A 14,436-nucleotide genomic window follows, 5' to 3' on the forward strand; every position below is an offset into this window, starting at 1 on the left:
CAATGGCTTTCGCGCCGGCGTCGTTGACGTGCAGGCCGTCGCCGGCGTTGAAGTGCCGTTCTCTTCCGCTGTCGCGGGTTTTCGTCAGCGTCCTTCGACGAGGGGGGTGAGGGTCCCCGGCGGCCGGGTCTGCGGGATCTGCGGTGGTGTTTCGAGTCCGAAGGTGGTGAAGGCGGTTCGGGTCGGCAGCGGGTACGTCTCCTTCCCGGTGAGGGAGTTGAGGATGGTGGCGCTGCGCCAGGCGGCGAGGCCGAGGTCGGGGGCGCCCACGCCATGGGTGTGCAGTTCGGCGTTCTGGACGTACGCGGAGCCGGTGACGGCCGGGTCGAGGACGAGCCGGAACTGTTCGTCGATGCGGGGCCGGTCACGGCTGTCGCGGCGCAGGTACGGTTCGAGGCCGGCGAGGATGCGGTCCAGGGGGCGTTCGCGGTGGCCGGTGGCGAGGACGACGGCGTCGGTGGTCAGGCGGCAACGGGTGTCCTGCTGGACGTGTTCCAGGTGGAGTTCGATTTTGGTGGTGGCGATGCGGCCGGCCGTGCGGACGCTGACGCCGGGGGTGAGGACGGCTTCGGGCCAGCCGCCGTGCAGGGTGCGGCGGTAGAGCTCGTCGTGGATGGCGGCGATGGTGTCGGTGTCGATGCCCTTGTGGAGCTGCCACTGGGAGCTGAGGAGCCGGTCGCGGGCGGATTCGGCGAGGGCGTGGAAGTAACGGGTGTAGTCGGGGGTGAAGTGCTCCAGGCCGAGCTTGGAGTACTCCATGGGCGCGAAGGCCTCGGTGCGGCTGATCCAGTGGATCCGGTCGCGGCCGGGCGGGCGGTGGCGCAGCAGGTCGAGGAAGACCTCGGCGCCGGACTGTCCGGAGCCGACGACGGTGACGTGTTCGGCGGCGAGGAAGGTCTCGCGGTGGGCGAGGTAGTCGGCGGCGTGGACGACGGGGACCCCGGGGGCGTCGACGAGGGGCTTGAGGGGGTCGGGGACGTAGGGCTCGGTGCCGACGCCGAGGACGATGTTGCGGGTGTGGGCGCGGCCGAGGGCCTCGGTTTCGCCGTCGGTGTCGAGCTGGGTGAAGTCGACCTCGAAGACGTCGTGTTCGGGGTTCCAGCGGACGGCGTCGACCTGGTGGCGGAAGTGCAGTCCGGGGAGGCTCTCGGCGACCCATCGGCAGTAGGCGTCGTACTCGGCGCGCTGGATGTGGAAGCGCTCGGCGAAGTAGAAGGGGAAGAGCCGGTCGCGGGCCCTGAGGTAGTTCAGGAAGGTCCAGGTGCTGGCGGGGTCGGCGAGGGTCACCAGGTCGGCGAGGAAGGGGACCTGGATGGTGGCGCCGTCGATGAGCAGGCCGGGGTGCCAGTCGAAGCCGGGGCGCTGTTCGTAGAAGACGGCGTCGAGTTCGGCGAGCGGTTGGGCGAGTGCGGCGAGGGAGAGGTTGAAGGGACCGATGCCGATGCCGACCAGGTCGCGGGGGGTTTCGGGCTCGTGGCGTGGGGGGTTGGTCATCTGGGGGTGGTTCCTTCCACGAGTTTCAGGAGCCCGGCCAGGTCGTCCGGCCGGATGTGGGGGTTGAGGAGGGTGGCCTTGAGCCAGAGCCGGCCGTCGAGGCGGGCCCGGCCGAGGACGGCGCGGCCCTCGTGCAGCAGTCGTCGCCGTACGTCGGCGACGGTGTCGTCGGTGGCTTCGGTGGGCCGGAAGAGGACCGTGCTGATCGTGGGGCGGTCGTAGAGCTCGAAGCGGGGGTGGGCGTCGAGGAGTTCGGCGAGTTCGGCGGCGCGGGCGCAGACCTGGTCGACGAGGGCTCCGATTCCGGTCCTGCCGAGGGCCTTGAGGGTGACGGCGATCTTCAGGACGTCGGGGCGGCGGGTGGTGCGCAGGGAGCGGCCGAGCAGGTCGGGCAGGCCGGCTTCGGTGTCGTCGTCGGCGTTGAGGTAGTCGGCACGCTGGTGCAGTACGGCGAGGTCGTGGGTGTCCCGTACGGCGAGGAGGCCGGCGGCGACCGGCTGCCAGCCGAGTTTGTGCAGGTCGAGGGTGACGGTGTGGGCGGCTTCGAGGCCGGTGAGCGCGGCACGGTGCCGGTCGCTGAAGAGGAGGCCTCCGCCGTAGGCGGCGTCGATGTGCAGCCGGGCGTGGTGGGCGGCGCACAGGGCGGCGATCTCGGGCAGTGGGTCGATGAGGCCGGCGTCGGTGGTGCCGGCGGTGGCGGCGACGAGCAGCGGGCCGCCCACCTCGGTGAGTGCCTCGTCGAGGGCGGCGGGGTCGAGGGTGCCGGCGGGCGCGGGGACGACGACGGGTTCGGGCAGTCCGAGCAGCCAGGCGGCGCGGGGCAGGGAGTGGTGGGCGTTGGCTCCGCACACGAGCCGCACGCTGCCGCCGTGCGCTTCTCGGGCGAGGAGCAGAGCGAGCTGGTTGGCTTCGGTGCCGCCGGTGGTGACCAGGGAGTCCGCAAGACCTGCCAACTGCGCGAGGGCCCGCGAAACGAGGGCCTCCAGTTCGGATGCCGCCGGTGCCTGGTCCCAGGAGTCCAGGGAGGGGTTGAGGACGCTCACGGCGAGGTCGGCGGCGGTGGCGACGGCGAGCGGCGGGCAGTGCAGGTGGGCGGCGCACAGGGGGTCGGCGGGGTCGGCGGCGCCCTCGGCGAGGGCGTGTACGAGGGCGCGCAGGGCGTCGGGGTCGCCGTCGTCGGGCAGTACGTCCCCCGCGGCGGCCCGCAGGCGTGCGGCGACCGCCTGCGGTCCGCCCGCGGGCAGTGGTCCGCCGCGCGCCCGGCGACCGTCGCGCAGCGCGTCCAGCACGGTGTCGAGCAGTGGCCGCAGGGTGCCGGGTCCTTCGGGTCCTGAGGCGAGCGGCGGGGTGCTCATGGGGCTCCTCCGGGGCGCGGGGCAGGGGGAGTTCCACGTGTACGCGGATGCGAGGGCGCGCCCGAAGAGCCCAACGATCGGACCCGCAAGGGGGCACTCCCGTGCGGGGAGGACGCGCCCGTACGGGGCACTGTCGTGCGGGGACGACACGTTCGCAAGGGGGGCACTCCCCTGCGGGGAGGACGTGCCCGCAAGGGGGCATTCCCGCGCGGCGAGGACGTGTTGGGGGGTGTTGGGGTCAGCCCTTGAAGTCGTTCGCGTGGTCGCGGGCCCACTGGGCGAAGGGGCGGGCCGGGATGCCGGTGAGGCTTTCCACGGTGGTGGTGATCTCCGGAGGCACGCCGACGGTGGCGGCGAAGGTCTTCACGAGGGCCGCGACCATGTGGGGCGGCAGGCCCGGGAAGAGTTCGGGGCCCGCACCCTCGGGCGGCACCTCGACGAACCGGAGGTCGCGGCCGATCGCCCGGCCGATCGCGTCGACCTGTTCGGCGTTGGTGGTCGCCTCGGGGCCGGTGAGACGGTGGACGGCGCCCTCGTGGCCGTCGTCGACGAGGGCGCGTTCGGCCACGGCTGCGATGTCGTCCTCGTGGATGGGTGCGGTCAGGCCGTCGGCGAAGACACCGCGGACGGTGTTCCCGGCGCGGATCTGCGGGGCCCACTGCAGGGCGTTGGCCGAGAACGCGTTGGGGCGCAGGAAGGTCCACTCCAGGCCGCTGTCGCGGATCTGCCGCTCCACCGTGGCGTGCATGACGTGGATGGGGTGGGTCTCGTCGGCGCCGTCCTGGATGATCCCGGAGGAGAGCAGCACGACGTGCCGCACTCCGGCGGCACGGGCCGCGTCGAGGAGGCCGCCGGTGCCCTCGCCGACGGCCTGGATGTAGAGGAACAGCCTGGTCGCCCCGGCGAACAGGGCGGTGGGGTCGTCCGGCCGGAAGCGCACCACCTCGGCCTGCGCCGGCAGAGCGGCCCGCTGCGGATCGCGGGTCAGCGCCCGCACGGGCCGCTCTGCGGCGACGAGACGTTCGACGAGGGCACGGCCGACGTTGCCGGTGGCACCGGTCACCACGATCATGGATGGCCTCCTGGAAGCGGGGACTGTCCGGCCGATCATGCCGCAGACGCGGGGGCTGATCGTCCTTGTCGGGCCGAGTCCGGCAAGGACGATCGGCCCGCCGCATCGTCGGTGCGGCGCAGCCGTTGCCTACATCCGTCGTCCTACGCTTCCCTGACCCGCAACGCCCGTGACAGGTCGTCGAGTTGGTCGACGAGCTTGCGGCGCAGCGCCGGGATCGGGTCGGCGTCGCGCAGGCACTCCTCGCCCAGGCGCAGGGTCTCGGCGTCGACGGCGTGGGCGGGGAACGCCCAGCGGCCTGCGGCCTCGGCGATGGCGGGGCCGCGGCGGGCGGCGACGGCGACCGCGTCCTGGTAGTAGCGCGGGACGTACTGCCGTACCAGGTCGGCCTGCTCGGGCTGCCAGAAGCCCTGGGCGGTGGCGGTGAACAGGTAGTTGGACAGGTCGTCGGTGGCGAACATCGCCTCCCATGCCGCGCGCTTGGCCTCCGGGTCGGGCAGGGCGGCCCGGCAGCGGGCGGCGCCCTCCTGGCCGGTGGCGCTGGGGTCCTGGACGAGTTCGGCGTCGATGACGGCGTCGTCGATCGCGCCGAGGACGGCGAGGCGGCCGAGGATGCGCCAGCGCAGTTCGGGGTCGAGATCGGGGCCGCCGGGGACGGTGCCCTCGGAGAACCAGGCGCTGATGGTGTCCGGCTGGGCGGCGACGTCGATGAAGTGGCGTACGGCGATCAGGCGCAGACCGGGGTTGTCGCCGTCCTCGGTGCGGCGGATGAGGTCGCGGCACAGGTCGCTGAGGGTGGCGAGCGCGGCGGGGCGGTCCTCGCGCTTCAGGTAGCGGTCGGCGACGTGGGCGGAGGCGAAGGCGAGCACGCCCTGTACGAGGGCGAGGTCGGTCTCGTACGGGAGGTGGGCGCGGGCGGCCTCCAGGTAGGCGGAGGGCGGGAGCTCGCCGTCGCGCACGGAGTCGCGCAGGGCGTTCCAGACGACCGCGCGGGTGAGTGGTTCGGGCAGGCCGGACAGGCCGGCGCGGACGGCTCCGAAGGACTCGGGGTCGAAGCGGACCTTGGCGTAGGTCAGGTCGCCGTCGTTGAGCAGCAGGAGCGCGGGGCGTTTGCCGATGGGCTGCGGGCCGGTCTGCGGGACGTCGAGGTCGAGGCGTCCGCGCAGGGTGAGGCGTCCCTGGTCGGTGAGGTCCTGGTCGTAGAGGCCGACGGCGATGCGGTGCGGGCGGCTGCCGGTGTGCTCGACGGTCAGGGTGCAGGTGCCGTCGGCGCCGGCGGTGACGGCGGGGGTGAGCGTGTCGACGCCGGTGGTGCGCAGCCAGGCGTCGGCCCAGGCGTGGACGTCGCGGTCGGTGGCGGCGGCGAGGGAGTCGATGAAGTCGGCGAGGGTGGCGTTGGCGAACCGGTGGCGGGTGAAGTGGGTGTTGATGCCGGCCAGGAAGTCCTTCTCGCCGAGCCAGGCCACCAGCTGGCGCAGGGCGGAGGCGCCCTTGGCGTAGGAGATGCCGTCGAAGTTGAGGAGGGCGGAGGCGGTGTCCTCGACGGCCTCGGGGGCGACGGGGTGGGTGGAGGGGCGCTGGTCGGCGTCGTAGCCCCAGGGCTTGCGGACGACGCCGAAGTCGGTCCAGGTGTCGGTGAAGCGGGTGGCTTCGGTGAGGGTCTGGTAGCCCATGTACTCGGCGAAGGACTCGTTCAGCCAGATGTCGTCCCACCACCTGAGGGTGACGAGGTCGCCGAACCACATGTGGGCCATCTCGTGGGCGATGACCATGGCGCGGGTCTGGCGTTCGGTGTCGGTGACGGCGGAGCGGTAGACGAACTCGTCGCGGAAGGTGACCAGGCCCGGGTTCTCCATGGCGCCCGCGTTGAACTCGGGGACGAAAGCCTGGTCGTAGGAGTCGAAGGGGTAGGGCTCCTCGAACTTCTCGTGGTAGCGGTCGAAGCACTGCCTGGTGATCTGGAGGATTTCTTCGGCGTCCGCGTCGAGGTGGGGCGCGAGGGAGCGGCGGCAGTGGATGCCGAAGGGCAGGCCGCGGTGCTCGGTGCGTACGGAGTGCCAGGGTCCGGCGGCGACGGCGACGAGGTAGGTGGAGATCAGCGGGGTGAGTGCGGCCTGCCAGCGGCCGTCGCCGAGGTGGTCGGTGACGCCGTTGGCCAGGACGGTCCAGCCCTCGGGGGCCCGCACCGACAGGTCGAAGACGGCCTTGAGGTCGGGCTGGTCGAAGGCGGCGAAGACGCGCTGCACGTCTTCCATGAACAGCTGTGTGTAGAGGTACGTCTCGCCGTCGGTGGGGTCGGTGAAGCGGTGCATGCCCTCGCCGGTGCGGGAGTAGCGCATGACGGCGTCGAGGCGCAGCTCGTGCTCGCCCGCGGTGAGGTTCTTCAGGGGCAGCCGGTTGCCGTCGAGGGTCTCGGGGTCGAGGGGCTGTCCGTCGAGGGTGGCGGAGCGCAGCTCGACGGGCTTGAGCTCGACGAACGTGTCCGCGTCCGAGCGCGCGGTGAACCTGATGACGGTCACGGATCCGAAGGTCTCGTCGCCGGTGGTCAGATCGAGCTCGATCGTGTAACGGTGGACGTCAAGGAGCTGGGCACGGGTCTGCGCTTCGTCGCGCGTCAGTACGGACATGAACGACATGCTGCCCGATGCCACCGGCAAGTCACAGAGGCGGTTCGGTACGCGCCCTATGTGCCTTCTCGCGCCGGAGCCGCCCGCGGTATGTCCAGCTGGAACGGAATGCGGGCGTCCGGGTGGGGCAGGGCAGGTCGCGGCGGATGCTGCCCCGCCGCGCCGTGGTCCTTGACCAGGGCGCGCAGTTCGCGCACCTCCCGCTCCAGGGTGAGCCGGCGCTGGTGGGCGTCGTACAGGTAGCGGACCTTGGTGCGCAGCGCCCAGGGGTCGACGGGTTTCATGACCAGGTCGGCGACGCCGAGCGCGAAGGCGGCGGAGGTCAGTTCGTGGTCGGGGCCGAAGCCGGTGAGCAGGACGACGGGTATGTGCTGGGTCTGCTCCACGCGCCGCATGTAGCGCACGACCTCCAGGCCGCTGACGCCCGGCATGCGCACGTCGAGCAGGAGCAGGCCGACCCGGCCGCGCAGCACCTGCTTGAGCGCCTCGTCGCCGCTGGTGGCCCGGCTGACCCGGTAGCCGAGCGGGGCGAGGGCGTTCTCCAGCGCGTACAGCGTGTCCTCGTGGTCGTCGACTATGAGGATCGTGGCATCCGACGGCATGGCCCGACGTCCCTCCCGCGGTGGGACCACCAGCTTACGTCCGGGGTGCTGACACTCGGTGCAGGTCGGTTGACGAACAGTGCACGGTGCAGCATGCCCCCGGACGCGTCCCCGTGTCACTCCCCGGCGGCGTCGACCGACGTCAATCGGCCGTCGTCGGCGAGCCGTTCGCTGCTGCCTCCGCGATGCGTTCGTGGTGCCGGATCACCTCGGCGACGATGAAATTGAGGAACTTCTCAGCGAAGGCCGGGTCCAGCTTGGCGCTCTCGGCGAGGCCGCGCAGCCGGGCGATCTGCCGTGCCTCGCGGTCCTGGTCGGCGGGCGGCAGCTGGTGCGCGGCCTTGAGGTGGCCGACCTGCTGGGTGCACTTGAAGCGCTCGGCGAGCATGTGGACGACGGCCGCGTCGATGTTGTCGATGCTGTCGCGCAGCCGGGTGAGCTCCTCGCGGACGGCGGGGTCGACGTCACCGGTAGTGGTGTTGCTGGTGGTCATGAGCGTTCACCCTACGCGGCGCCCGCGGCTGACGATCCGATGACCTTGTGCAAGTGGACGTCCTGGTGGCCGCCGGGTATGCCCTCGGTGCGGCCCGTCTCACGGAAGCCGAGGCCCCGGTAGAAGTCGGGGGCCTGGAAGGTGAAGGAGGAGACGATCATCTCGCCGCAGCCGCGCCGTACGGCCTCGTCCTCGGCGGCCTTCATCAGCCGGCTGCCCCAGCCCGCGTGCCGCTGGTCCGCGCGCACCCACAGCATGGACACGGCGCAGCAGCTGCCCCAGATCCACGCGGTCAGCCCGCCGACCAGCTCACCCGCGGTGTCGGTGACGCCGACGGTCATCGGTTGCGGCGCTCCGGCGCCGGTCGCCTCGGCGTTGAAGGCGGTCAGCTCGTCGTCGAGGCGCTGTTCGAGGGCTTCGTCCTTGCCGCTCACGCGCAGGGTGGGGGTGGAGATCTCTTCGCTGGTCACGGCGGGAGTCTGTCATCCGCGGGGGGAACGCGGCGAAAGAAAAACCGGGAGGGCAGAACGGCAGGAGAAACGGGCAGGAGAAATTGGGCAGGGGAAACCGGCAGGGAAATCCGCGGGCATCCTCGTACAGTGGAATCGGGTTCAGGCGTCTTGGGGGTGCGGGCGTGGCGAACGGCGGACCGGTCGAGCACGGCTACCCACATCTGGAGACGGTGCGGGCGGCCATCACCGCGTTGTACAAGCGGCTGTCGTACGACACGATCCAGACGTTCGCGACCAGCGTGGCCCCCGTCGACGTGGCGTTCTGCGACACCGACGACCTCCATCTGGGCACCCAGCGCGTGGCCCGTGAGCTGGTGCGGCACTACCGGCTGCCGGACGCGCGGATGATCGTCGGCTTCCGGGAGATGGAGCACGCGGCGAACATCGAACTCGCCGCGGGACCGGAGTACTTCGTGGAGCTGAACGACCGGTTCCGCACCCATCGCAGGGACATCGGGGCGGCCCTGGCGCACGAGATCATGCATGTCTATCTGCACCGCCTGGACCTGTCCTTCCCCGGTACGCGCGACAACGAGATCCTCACGGACACGGCGACGACGTACCTCGGGGCCGGCTGGCTGCTCCTGGACGCGTTCCGGGAGGACGCGGCGTCCTCGCAGAAGCTCGGCTATCTCACGCCGGAGGAGTTCGGGTACGTCCTGGCGAAGCGCGCGCTGGTCTTCGGCGAGGACCCCTCGACGTGGTTCACCAGTCCGCAGGCGTACGAGGCCTACGGGCAGGGCATGGCCCGGGCCCGCCGCGACGAGCAGCAGCCGCCGCTGACGGCGGCCGGCTGGGCGGGCCGCCGTCGCTACGCCCGTGACCGCCGCCACGCCCAGGACCACGCCCCGGCCACCGCGCCCGGCACGCCCTACGCCTTCACCCCGGACGGCCGGGGTCCGCTTCGGGTCTCGTTCCCGTGCCCGACCTGCCATCAGCGGATCAGGGTGCCGGTGCGGGGGCGGGTGCGGGCGCGGTGTGCGTTGTGCCGGACGGTGCTGGAGTGTGACACGTGAGTCTTCCGCCGACGTGGACGGCCGCGCCTTCGCCGCTCTCGTCAGAGCCGTTCGATGACCGTCACATTGGCCTGGCCGCCGCCCTCACACATCGTCTGGAGGCCGAAGCGGCCGTCGGTGCGTTCCAGTTCGTGCAGCAGGGTGGTCATCAGCTTGGCGCCGCTGGCGCCCAGCGGGTGCCCCAGGGCTATCGCGCCGCCGTTGACGTTGACCTTCGCCGGGTCGGCGCCGGTCTCCTTGAGCCAGGCGAGGACGACCGGCGCGAAGGCCTCGTTGATCTCGACCAGGTCGATGTCGTGGATGGACAGGCCGGTCTTCTTCAGGGCGTGGGCGGTGGCCGGGATGGGCGCGGTGAGCATGCGGATGGGGTCCTCGCCGCGCACGGAGAGGTGGTGCACGCGTGCCCGGGGCCGCAGCCCGTGCTCGCGCACCGCACGCTCAGAGGCCAGCAGCAGGGCCGCGGCACCGTCGGAGACCTGGGAGGAGCAGGCGGCGGTGACGGTGCCGCCGTCGATCACCGGCTTCAGCGCGGCCATCTTCTCCAGGGAGGTGTCCCGGCGCGGGCCCTCGTCGACGGCGACCCGGCCGTAGGCGACGATCTCCCGTTCGAAGCGGCCCTCGTCGATGGCTCGCAGTGCCCTCCGGTGGGAGCGCAGCGCGAACTCCTCCTGGTCCTGGCGGCTGATCCCCCACTTCGCGGCGATCATCTCGGCGCCGGCGAACTGGTTGACGGGGCGGTCCCCGTACCGCGCCCGCCAGCCCTCGCTGCCGGCGAAGGGGCCCTGGGTGAAGCCGAGGGGTTCGGCGGCCTGCCGGGTGGCGTAGGCGATGGGGATCTGGGACATGTTCTGCACGCCGCCCGCGACCACCAGGTCCTGGGTGCCGGAGAGCACGGCCTGCGCCGCGAAGTGCACGGCCTGCTGCGAGGAGCCGCACTGCCGGTCCACGGTGACGCCCGGCACCTCCTCCGGCAGCCCGGCCGCCAGCCAGGAGGTCCGCGCGATGTCCCCGGCCTGCGGCCCCACCGCGTCCAGGCAGCCGAAGACGACATCCTCGACGGCGGCCGGGTCGACGCCGGTGCGGGCGACCAGTTCCTTCAGCACGTGCGCGCCCAGATCGGCCGGGTGCACCCCGCTGAGCCCTCCCCCGCGCCGCCCCACGGGCGTACGGACCGCTTCGACGATGTAGGCCTCGGCCATGGCAACTCCCTCACACAGGGCGGTTATTCACGTACGGCGATCCCGTCCAGCACCATCGACAGGTACTGCCGGGCGATCTCCTCCGGGCTGTGCTGTCCGCCCGGCCGGTACCAGGACGCGGCGACCCACACCGTGTCGCGGACGAACCGGTAGGTGAGCCGGACGTCGAGGTCGGCCCGGAAGACCCGGGCGGCGACCCCGCGCTCCAGCGTGGACAGCCACGCCTTCTCGAACTTGCGCTGCGACTCGGCGAGGAACGCGAACCGTTCCTGCGCCACAAGCTGCTTGGACTCCTTCTGGTAGATCGCGACGGCGGCACGGTGCCGGTCGATCTCCCGGAACGACTCGGTGACCAGGGCCTCGAGGGTCTCGCGCGGGCCCAGTTCGGCACCCAGGACGGCGTCGTAGCCGTCCCAGAGCTCGTCGAGGAAGGTGCGCAGGATCTCCTCGAGCATCGACTCCTTGGAGTCGAAGTGGTAGTAGAGGCTGCCCGCGAGCATGCCCGCGTGGTCCGCGATCTTCCGCACGGTGGTGGCGTTGTAGCCCTGCTCGGCGAAGACCTCGGCGGCGGTGTTCAGGAGTTCGCCGCGGCGGGCCGCTGCCGCGGTCACCTGGGGCTTCTTCTTGGTCGGCACGGGTCCATTGTGGTCGGTGCTCCTAGGAGTGCCCCGCCGCCGGCCCCCTTCATCGAGCGCAGGGCGGCCCGCGTACACCGGAAGGTGCCGTTCAGCGTCCCGGCGCCCGCCGCCGCGATTATGACGGCGCTGCGCCCGCGGAGCAGCCCGTGCCCGGGCTCGTACACCGGACCCTCGACGTCTGTCATGGGCCCACGTTATCTACCAAACACTTGTTAGGGGAGGCGGCCGGCGCCTGCTCCTCAGTGGTGGTGATCGCCGCTGGTGAGCTCCCGGTACTCCTCGTGGGTCGGCTTCGGGATGTGTGTCTCGGGCCCGAACATCGCCCGGGCCAGCCGCTCCCGCACCCGCTGGGAGACCTTGACCGGCCGCCGCACCCCATTGGCGTCGACGCGCGGTCCGATCTCGTACGGCGGGTTCTGCTCGTGCTGGGTGAGGGTGAACAGCTGAGCCTGCGAGAGGGGTTCGTGGACCTCGACGTACTCGCCGTGCGGCAGCCGTTTGATGGTGCCGGTCTCCCTGCCGTGCAGCACCTTGTCCCGGTCGCGGCGCTGGAGACCGAGGCAGATCCGCTTGGTCGCCATGAAGGAGACGACGGGCACGACGAAGACGCCGATCCGCACGAACCAGGTGATCGCGTTGATGGACAGGTGCAGATGCGTGGCCACGATGTCGTTGCCGCCGCCGATCAGCAGCACGAAGTACAGGCTGAGCCAGGCGACGCCGAGGGCGGTGCGCACGGGGGCGTTGCGCGGCCGGTCCAGGATGTGGTGCTCGCGTTTGTCACCGGTGATCCACGCCTCGACGAAGGGGTAGACGCCGAGGGCGAGCAGGATCAGCGGGAAGAGCGAGAAGGGGATGAGGACGCCCGGCACCAGGGTGTGACCCCAGATGTTGATCTCCCATCCCGGCATCACCCGGATCAGTCCCTCGGAGAAGCCGAGGTACCAGTCGGGCTGGGCGCCGGTGGTGACCAGGTCCGGCCGGTACGGCCCGAAGGCCCACACGGGGTTGATGCTGGCGATGGCGCCCATGATGGTCAGCACGCCGAAGGTGAGGAAGAAGAAGCCGCCCGCCTTGGCCATGTAGACCGGCAGGAAGGGCATGCCGACGACCGACTTCTGGTCGCGGCCGGGGCCCGGGTACTGGGTGTGCTTGTGGTAGAAGACCAGGATCAGATGGGCCACGACCAGTCCGAGCATGATCCCGGGCAGCAGCAGCACGTGGATCGGGAAGAACCTCGAGATGATGTCGTGGCCCGGGAACTCCCCGCCGAAGAGGAAGAAGGACAGGTACGTTCCCACGATCGGGATGGACAGGATCGCGCCGTCGGCGAAGCGGATGCCGGTGCCGGAGAGCAGGTCGTCGGGGAGCGAGTAGCCGGTCAGGCCGGTGAGGATGCCGAGGAACAGCAGGGTCCAGCCGAACAGCCAGTTGACCTCGCGCGGCTTGCGGAACGCGCCGGTGAAGAACACCCGCATCATGTGCACGAGCATGCCGGTGACGAAGACCAGCGCCGACCAGTGGTGGATCTGCCGGATCAGCAGCCCGCCGCGCACGTCGAAGCTGATGTGCAGCGTCGACTCGTACGCCTTGGTCATGATGATGCCGTTCAGCGGGCCGTAGGAGCCGTGGTAGACGACCTCGGCGCCGCTCGGCTCGAAGAACAGGGTGAGGTAGACGCCGGTGAGGATCAGGATGAGGAAGCTGTAGAGGCAGATCTCGCCCAGCATGAAGGACCAGTGGTCCGGGAACACCTTGCGCATGTTGGCCTTGGCCAGCGCGTAGATCCCGAGCCGCCCGTCGGCCCAGTCGGCGAGCTTCTCGCCCTTGGCGGGTTCACCCCGGCGGGCCGAACTCGCCCTCCCCGCCGCTTCGTTCACCGACTGTGCGCCGTTCATTCGCGCCTCCCCCTCGGATCAACCCCAGGGTGTCATGGCGGCCCGCTCAAGCCAACGGGGCGAGCAGTTGTGTGAGCGACTCGCGCGATCCTTCCGTCCCCGGGGCGTCGCAGGCCGCCGCTACGGCGTGAGTCCGACGACCGCCGTCGGTCCGTGTGCGTGCAGCAGCGCGTCCTCCCCGGTCAGCAGGACGGCGTCGTGGCGGCCGAGCCGCACCCCGGCCACGTCCACGCCTTCGCCGTCTCCCTCGCCCAGGGCGACGACCAGGGCGTGCGCCGCCCGCAGGCTGAGCCGGCCGCGTACGACGGCGACGGTCGGGGCCGCTGCGCCCCTGCGCCACATCACGTTGAAGTTGACGACGTGCCCGCCGAGCAGCCGGCAGTCGGTGGGCACGTCGCCGGGGAAGTCCTGGGGCACGTACCGCGTGTCGACGAGCCGCCGCCGCCCGCCCACGGTCAGATCCATGCCCGCGCCCTCGACGAGCGTGAGGGTCCGCTCCACCTCGGGGAACGCGGAGAACGGCCCGTCCGCGGCGACCTCGGCGAGGCTGACGCGCCAGGCGAAGGCATCCATGCCCGCGCCCGGCGGGAAGGCGGCGATCTCACGGGTCACCCCGCCGCCGTTCTTCCAGGCGACGGCCGCGCGTCCGGCGGCGGGCAGCAGGACGGTCACCGAACAATCCCCTGCGCCCGCGCGGCCACCAGCCACTTCGGGAACTCGCCCACGAGACGGTCGTACAGCTCCGCGTCGGTCACCTTCCGGGGATCCGAACCCGCGTGGAAGAAACCGGCGTTGTCGACCACCCGCTTGTGCGGCACGGCCAGCTCATCGAGCTTGCGCAGGTACTCGAACTGCCGGCTTCCTGGATCGCCGAAGGCGACGAACTGCCAGAACAGGGGCAGCTTCGCCGCCTTGCACAGGTACCGTTCCGCGGCGAGTTTGTTGATCGGGCCGCCGTCGGTCTGGAAGACCACGAGAGCGGGGGCGGCGGACCCGCTGTCGAGGTAGTGGTCGATGACGGCGTCCATCGCCAGGTGGTAACTGGTCTTGCCCATGTGACCGAGTCCCGCCACGATCCGCTCGATCCGCCCCTGGTGATCGGCGAGCGCGATGTCCGTGACGGCGTCGATGTCGGTCGAGAAGAACACCACCGGGACGCGACCGTCGTCGTCGAGGTGCGCGGACAGCCCCAGCACCCGGTCGGCGAGCGCCTGCACGCTGCCGTCCTTGTAATACGGCTTCATCGAGCCCGAGTAGTCGACGACGAGATAGACCGCGGCCCGCTCCCCGCCCAGCCCGTGCTTGTCCAGCGACACCCCAGCCCGTTTGTACAGGCTGACCAGCGCGGGAGCGGTCTCCTCCACCTTGCTGAGGCTGATCGCGGCCATACGGACTCCCCCTTCGATCACCACACTGCGTGCGAGATTACGGCACGTCGGCCCCACCGCTCGCTCCGGCCACGGGGGTTCGCCGTGCCGGACTCGCCGAGCGGTGTCCGCGGCGGATCGTCGGCGGCCGGGGAGGTGACGC

At 71.2% G+C, this 14,436-nt stretch carries 13 protein-coding genes and 1 pseudogene; 1 reads left to right on the top strand and 13 read right to left on the bottom strand.

Annotated features, from left to right (window positions below; all coding sequences use genetic code 11):
* Positions 1–84 precede the first annotated feature (84 nt).
* The 7 genes from ABT114_RS14910 to ABT114_RS14940 form a co-directional block, all read right to left on the bottom strand.
* The gene (locus ABT114_RS14910; RefSeq protein ID WP_351142423.1) at positions 85–1,494 is read right to left on the bottom strand and encodes a lysine N(6)-hydroxylase/L-ornithine N(5)-oxygenase family protein; all 1,410 of its coding nucleotides are present in this window, start codon (positions 1,492–1,494) and stop codon (positions 85–87) included.
* The gene (locus ABT114_RS14915) at positions 1,491–2,849 is read right to left on the bottom strand and encodes a pyridoxal phosphate-dependent decarboxylase family protein (protein WP_351142425.1); all 1,359 of its coding nucleotides are present in this window, start codon (positions 2,847–2,849) and stop codon (positions 1,491–1,493) included. The genes ABT114_RS14910 and ABT114_RS14915 overlap by 4 nt, the downstream gene beginning before the upstream one ends.
* Before the next feature lie 238 nt (positions 2,850–3,087).
* Positions 3,088–3,921 (bottom strand): NmrA family NAD(P)-binding protein, encoded by an 834-nt coding sequence (locus ABT114_RS14920; RefSeq protein WP_351142427.1) that lies wholly within the window; start codon positions 3,919–3,921, stop codon positions 3,088–3,090.
* Positions 3,922–4,064: 143 nt separating this feature from the next.
* Positions 4,065–6,548: an aminopeptidase N gene (gene pepN, locus ABT114_RS14925; protein WP_351142429.1), complete on the bottom strand. Its 2,484-nt coding sequence runs from the start codon at positions 6,546–6,548 to the stop codon at positions 4,065–4,067.
* A 56-nt stretch (positions 6,549–6,604) separates the two neighbouring features.
* A complete protein-coding gene (locus ABT114_RS14930; protein ID WP_351142431.1) occupies positions 6,605–7,150 on the bottom strand; it encodes a response regulator in 546 nt (181 codons plus the stop codon).
* A 142-nt stretch (positions 7,151–7,292) separates the two neighbouring features.
* Complete coding sequence (locus ABT114_RS14935; protein ID WP_351142433.1) at positions 7,293–7,643, bottom strand: chorismate mutase; 351 nt, start codon at positions 7,641–7,643, stop codon at positions 7,293–7,295.
* Positions 7,644–7,654: 11 nt separating this feature from the next.
* Positions 7,655–8,113: a GNAT family N-acetyltransferase gene (locus tag ABT114_RS14940; RefSeq protein WP_351142435.1), complete on the bottom strand. Its 459-nt coding sequence runs from the start codon at positions 8,111–8,113 to the stop codon at positions 7,655–7,657.
* Between the two features lie 164 nt (positions 8,114–8,277).
* Here ABT114_RS14940 and ABT114_RS14945 point away from each other — a divergent pair, with 164 nt between their 5' ends.
* On the top strand, positions 8,278–9,171 hold the full coding sequence (locus tag ABT114_RS14945) for a hypothetical protein (protein WP_351142437.1): 894 nt from the start codon (positions 8,278–8,280) through the stop codon (positions 9,169–9,171).
* 41 nt (positions 9,172–9,212) lie between these two features.
* On the opposite strand, the gene ABT114_RS14950 is transcribed toward ABT114_RS14945, so the two are convergent.
* From ABT114_RS14950 to ABT114_RS14975, 6 genes and pseudogenes are all read right to left on the bottom strand, one after another.
* Entirely contained in the window at positions 9,213–10,370 is a 1,158-nt protein-coding gene (locus ABT114_RS14950; RefSeq protein WP_351142439.1) for an acetyl-CoA C-acetyltransferase, read from the bottom strand.
* Between the two features lie 23 nt (positions 10,371–10,393).
* Positions 10,394–11,005 (bottom strand): TetR/AcrR family transcriptional regulator, encoded by a 612-nt coding sequence (locus tag ABT114_RS14955; RefSeq protein WP_351142441.1) that lies wholly within the window; start codon positions 11,003–11,005, stop codon positions 10,394–10,396.
* 77 nt (positions 11,006–11,082) lie between these two features.
* Positions 11,083–11,193: pseudogene (locus ABT114_RS14960) on the bottom strand (SDR family oxidoreductase); the annotation flags it as partial.
* 54 nt (positions 11,194–11,247) lie between these two features.
* Complete coding sequence (gene qcrB, locus ABT114_RS14965) at positions 11,248–12,906, bottom strand: cytochrome bc1 complex cytochrome b subunit (RefSeq protein ID WP_351142443.1); 1,659 nt, start codon at positions 12,904–12,906, stop codon at positions 11,248–11,250.
* 120 nt (positions 12,907–13,026) lie between these two features.
* Positions 13,027–13,578 carry a HutD/Ves family protein gene (locus tag ABT114_RS14970; protein ID WP_351142445.1) on the bottom strand — a complete coding sequence of 184 codons (552 nt, stop codon included), beginning with the start codon at positions 13,576–13,578 and terminating at the stop codon, positions 13,027–13,029.
* Positions 13,575–14,294 carry a vWA domain-containing protein gene (locus tag ABT114_RS14975; protein ID WP_351142447.1) on the bottom strand — a complete coding sequence of 240 codons (720 nt, stop codon included), beginning with the start codon at positions 14,292–14,294 and terminating at the stop codon, positions 13,575–13,577. Before ABT114_RS14975 ends, ABT114_RS14970 begins: the two co-directional genes overlap by 4 nt.
* Positions 14,295–14,436 lie beyond the last annotated feature (142 nt).

This window comes from Streptomyces sp. NPDC002088, from assembly GCF_040296605.1.
GTDB lineage: Bacteria > Actinomycetota > Actinomycetes > Streptomycetales > Streptomycetaceae > Streptomyces.

Bases quoted from the DNA above. Each gene is read 5' to 3' on its own strand.
- ABT114_RS14910 (WP_351142423.1), bottom strand. From the start codon at position 1,494: ATGACCAACCCCCCACGCCACGAGCCCGAAACCCCCCGCGACCTGGTC.
- ABT114_RS14950 (WP_351142439.1), bottom strand. From the start codon at position 10,370: ATGGCCGAGGCCTACATCGTCGAAGCGGTCCGTACGCCCGTGGGGCGG.
- qcrB (WP_351142443.1), bottom strand. From the start codon at position 12,906: ATGAACGGCGCACAGTCGGTGAACGAAGCGGCGGGGAGGGCGAGTTCG.
- ABT114_RS14930 (WP_351142431.1), bottom strand. From the start codon at position 7,150: ATGCCGTCGGATGCCACGATCCTCATAGTCGACGACCACGAGGACACG.
- ABT114_RS14935 (WP_351142433.1), bottom strand. From the start codon at position 7,643: ATGACCACCAGCAACACCACTACCGGTGACGTCGACCCCGCCGTCCGC.
- ABT114_RS14975 (WP_351142447.1), bottom strand. From the start codon at position 14,294: ATGGCCGCGATCAGCCTCAGCAAGGTGGAGGAGACCGCTCCCGCGCTG.
- ABT114_RS14915 (WP_351142425.1), bottom strand. From the start codon at position 2,849: ATGAGCACCCCGCCGCTCGCCTCAGGACCCGAAGGACCCGGCACCCTG.
- pepN (WP_351142429.1), bottom strand. From the start codon at position 6,548: ATGTCCGTACTGACGCGCGACGAAGCGCAGACCCGTGCCCAGCTCCTT.
- ABT114_RS14920 (WP_351142427.1), bottom strand. From the start codon at position 3,921: ATGATCGTGGTGACCGGTGCCACCGGCAACGTCGGCCGTGCCCTCGTC.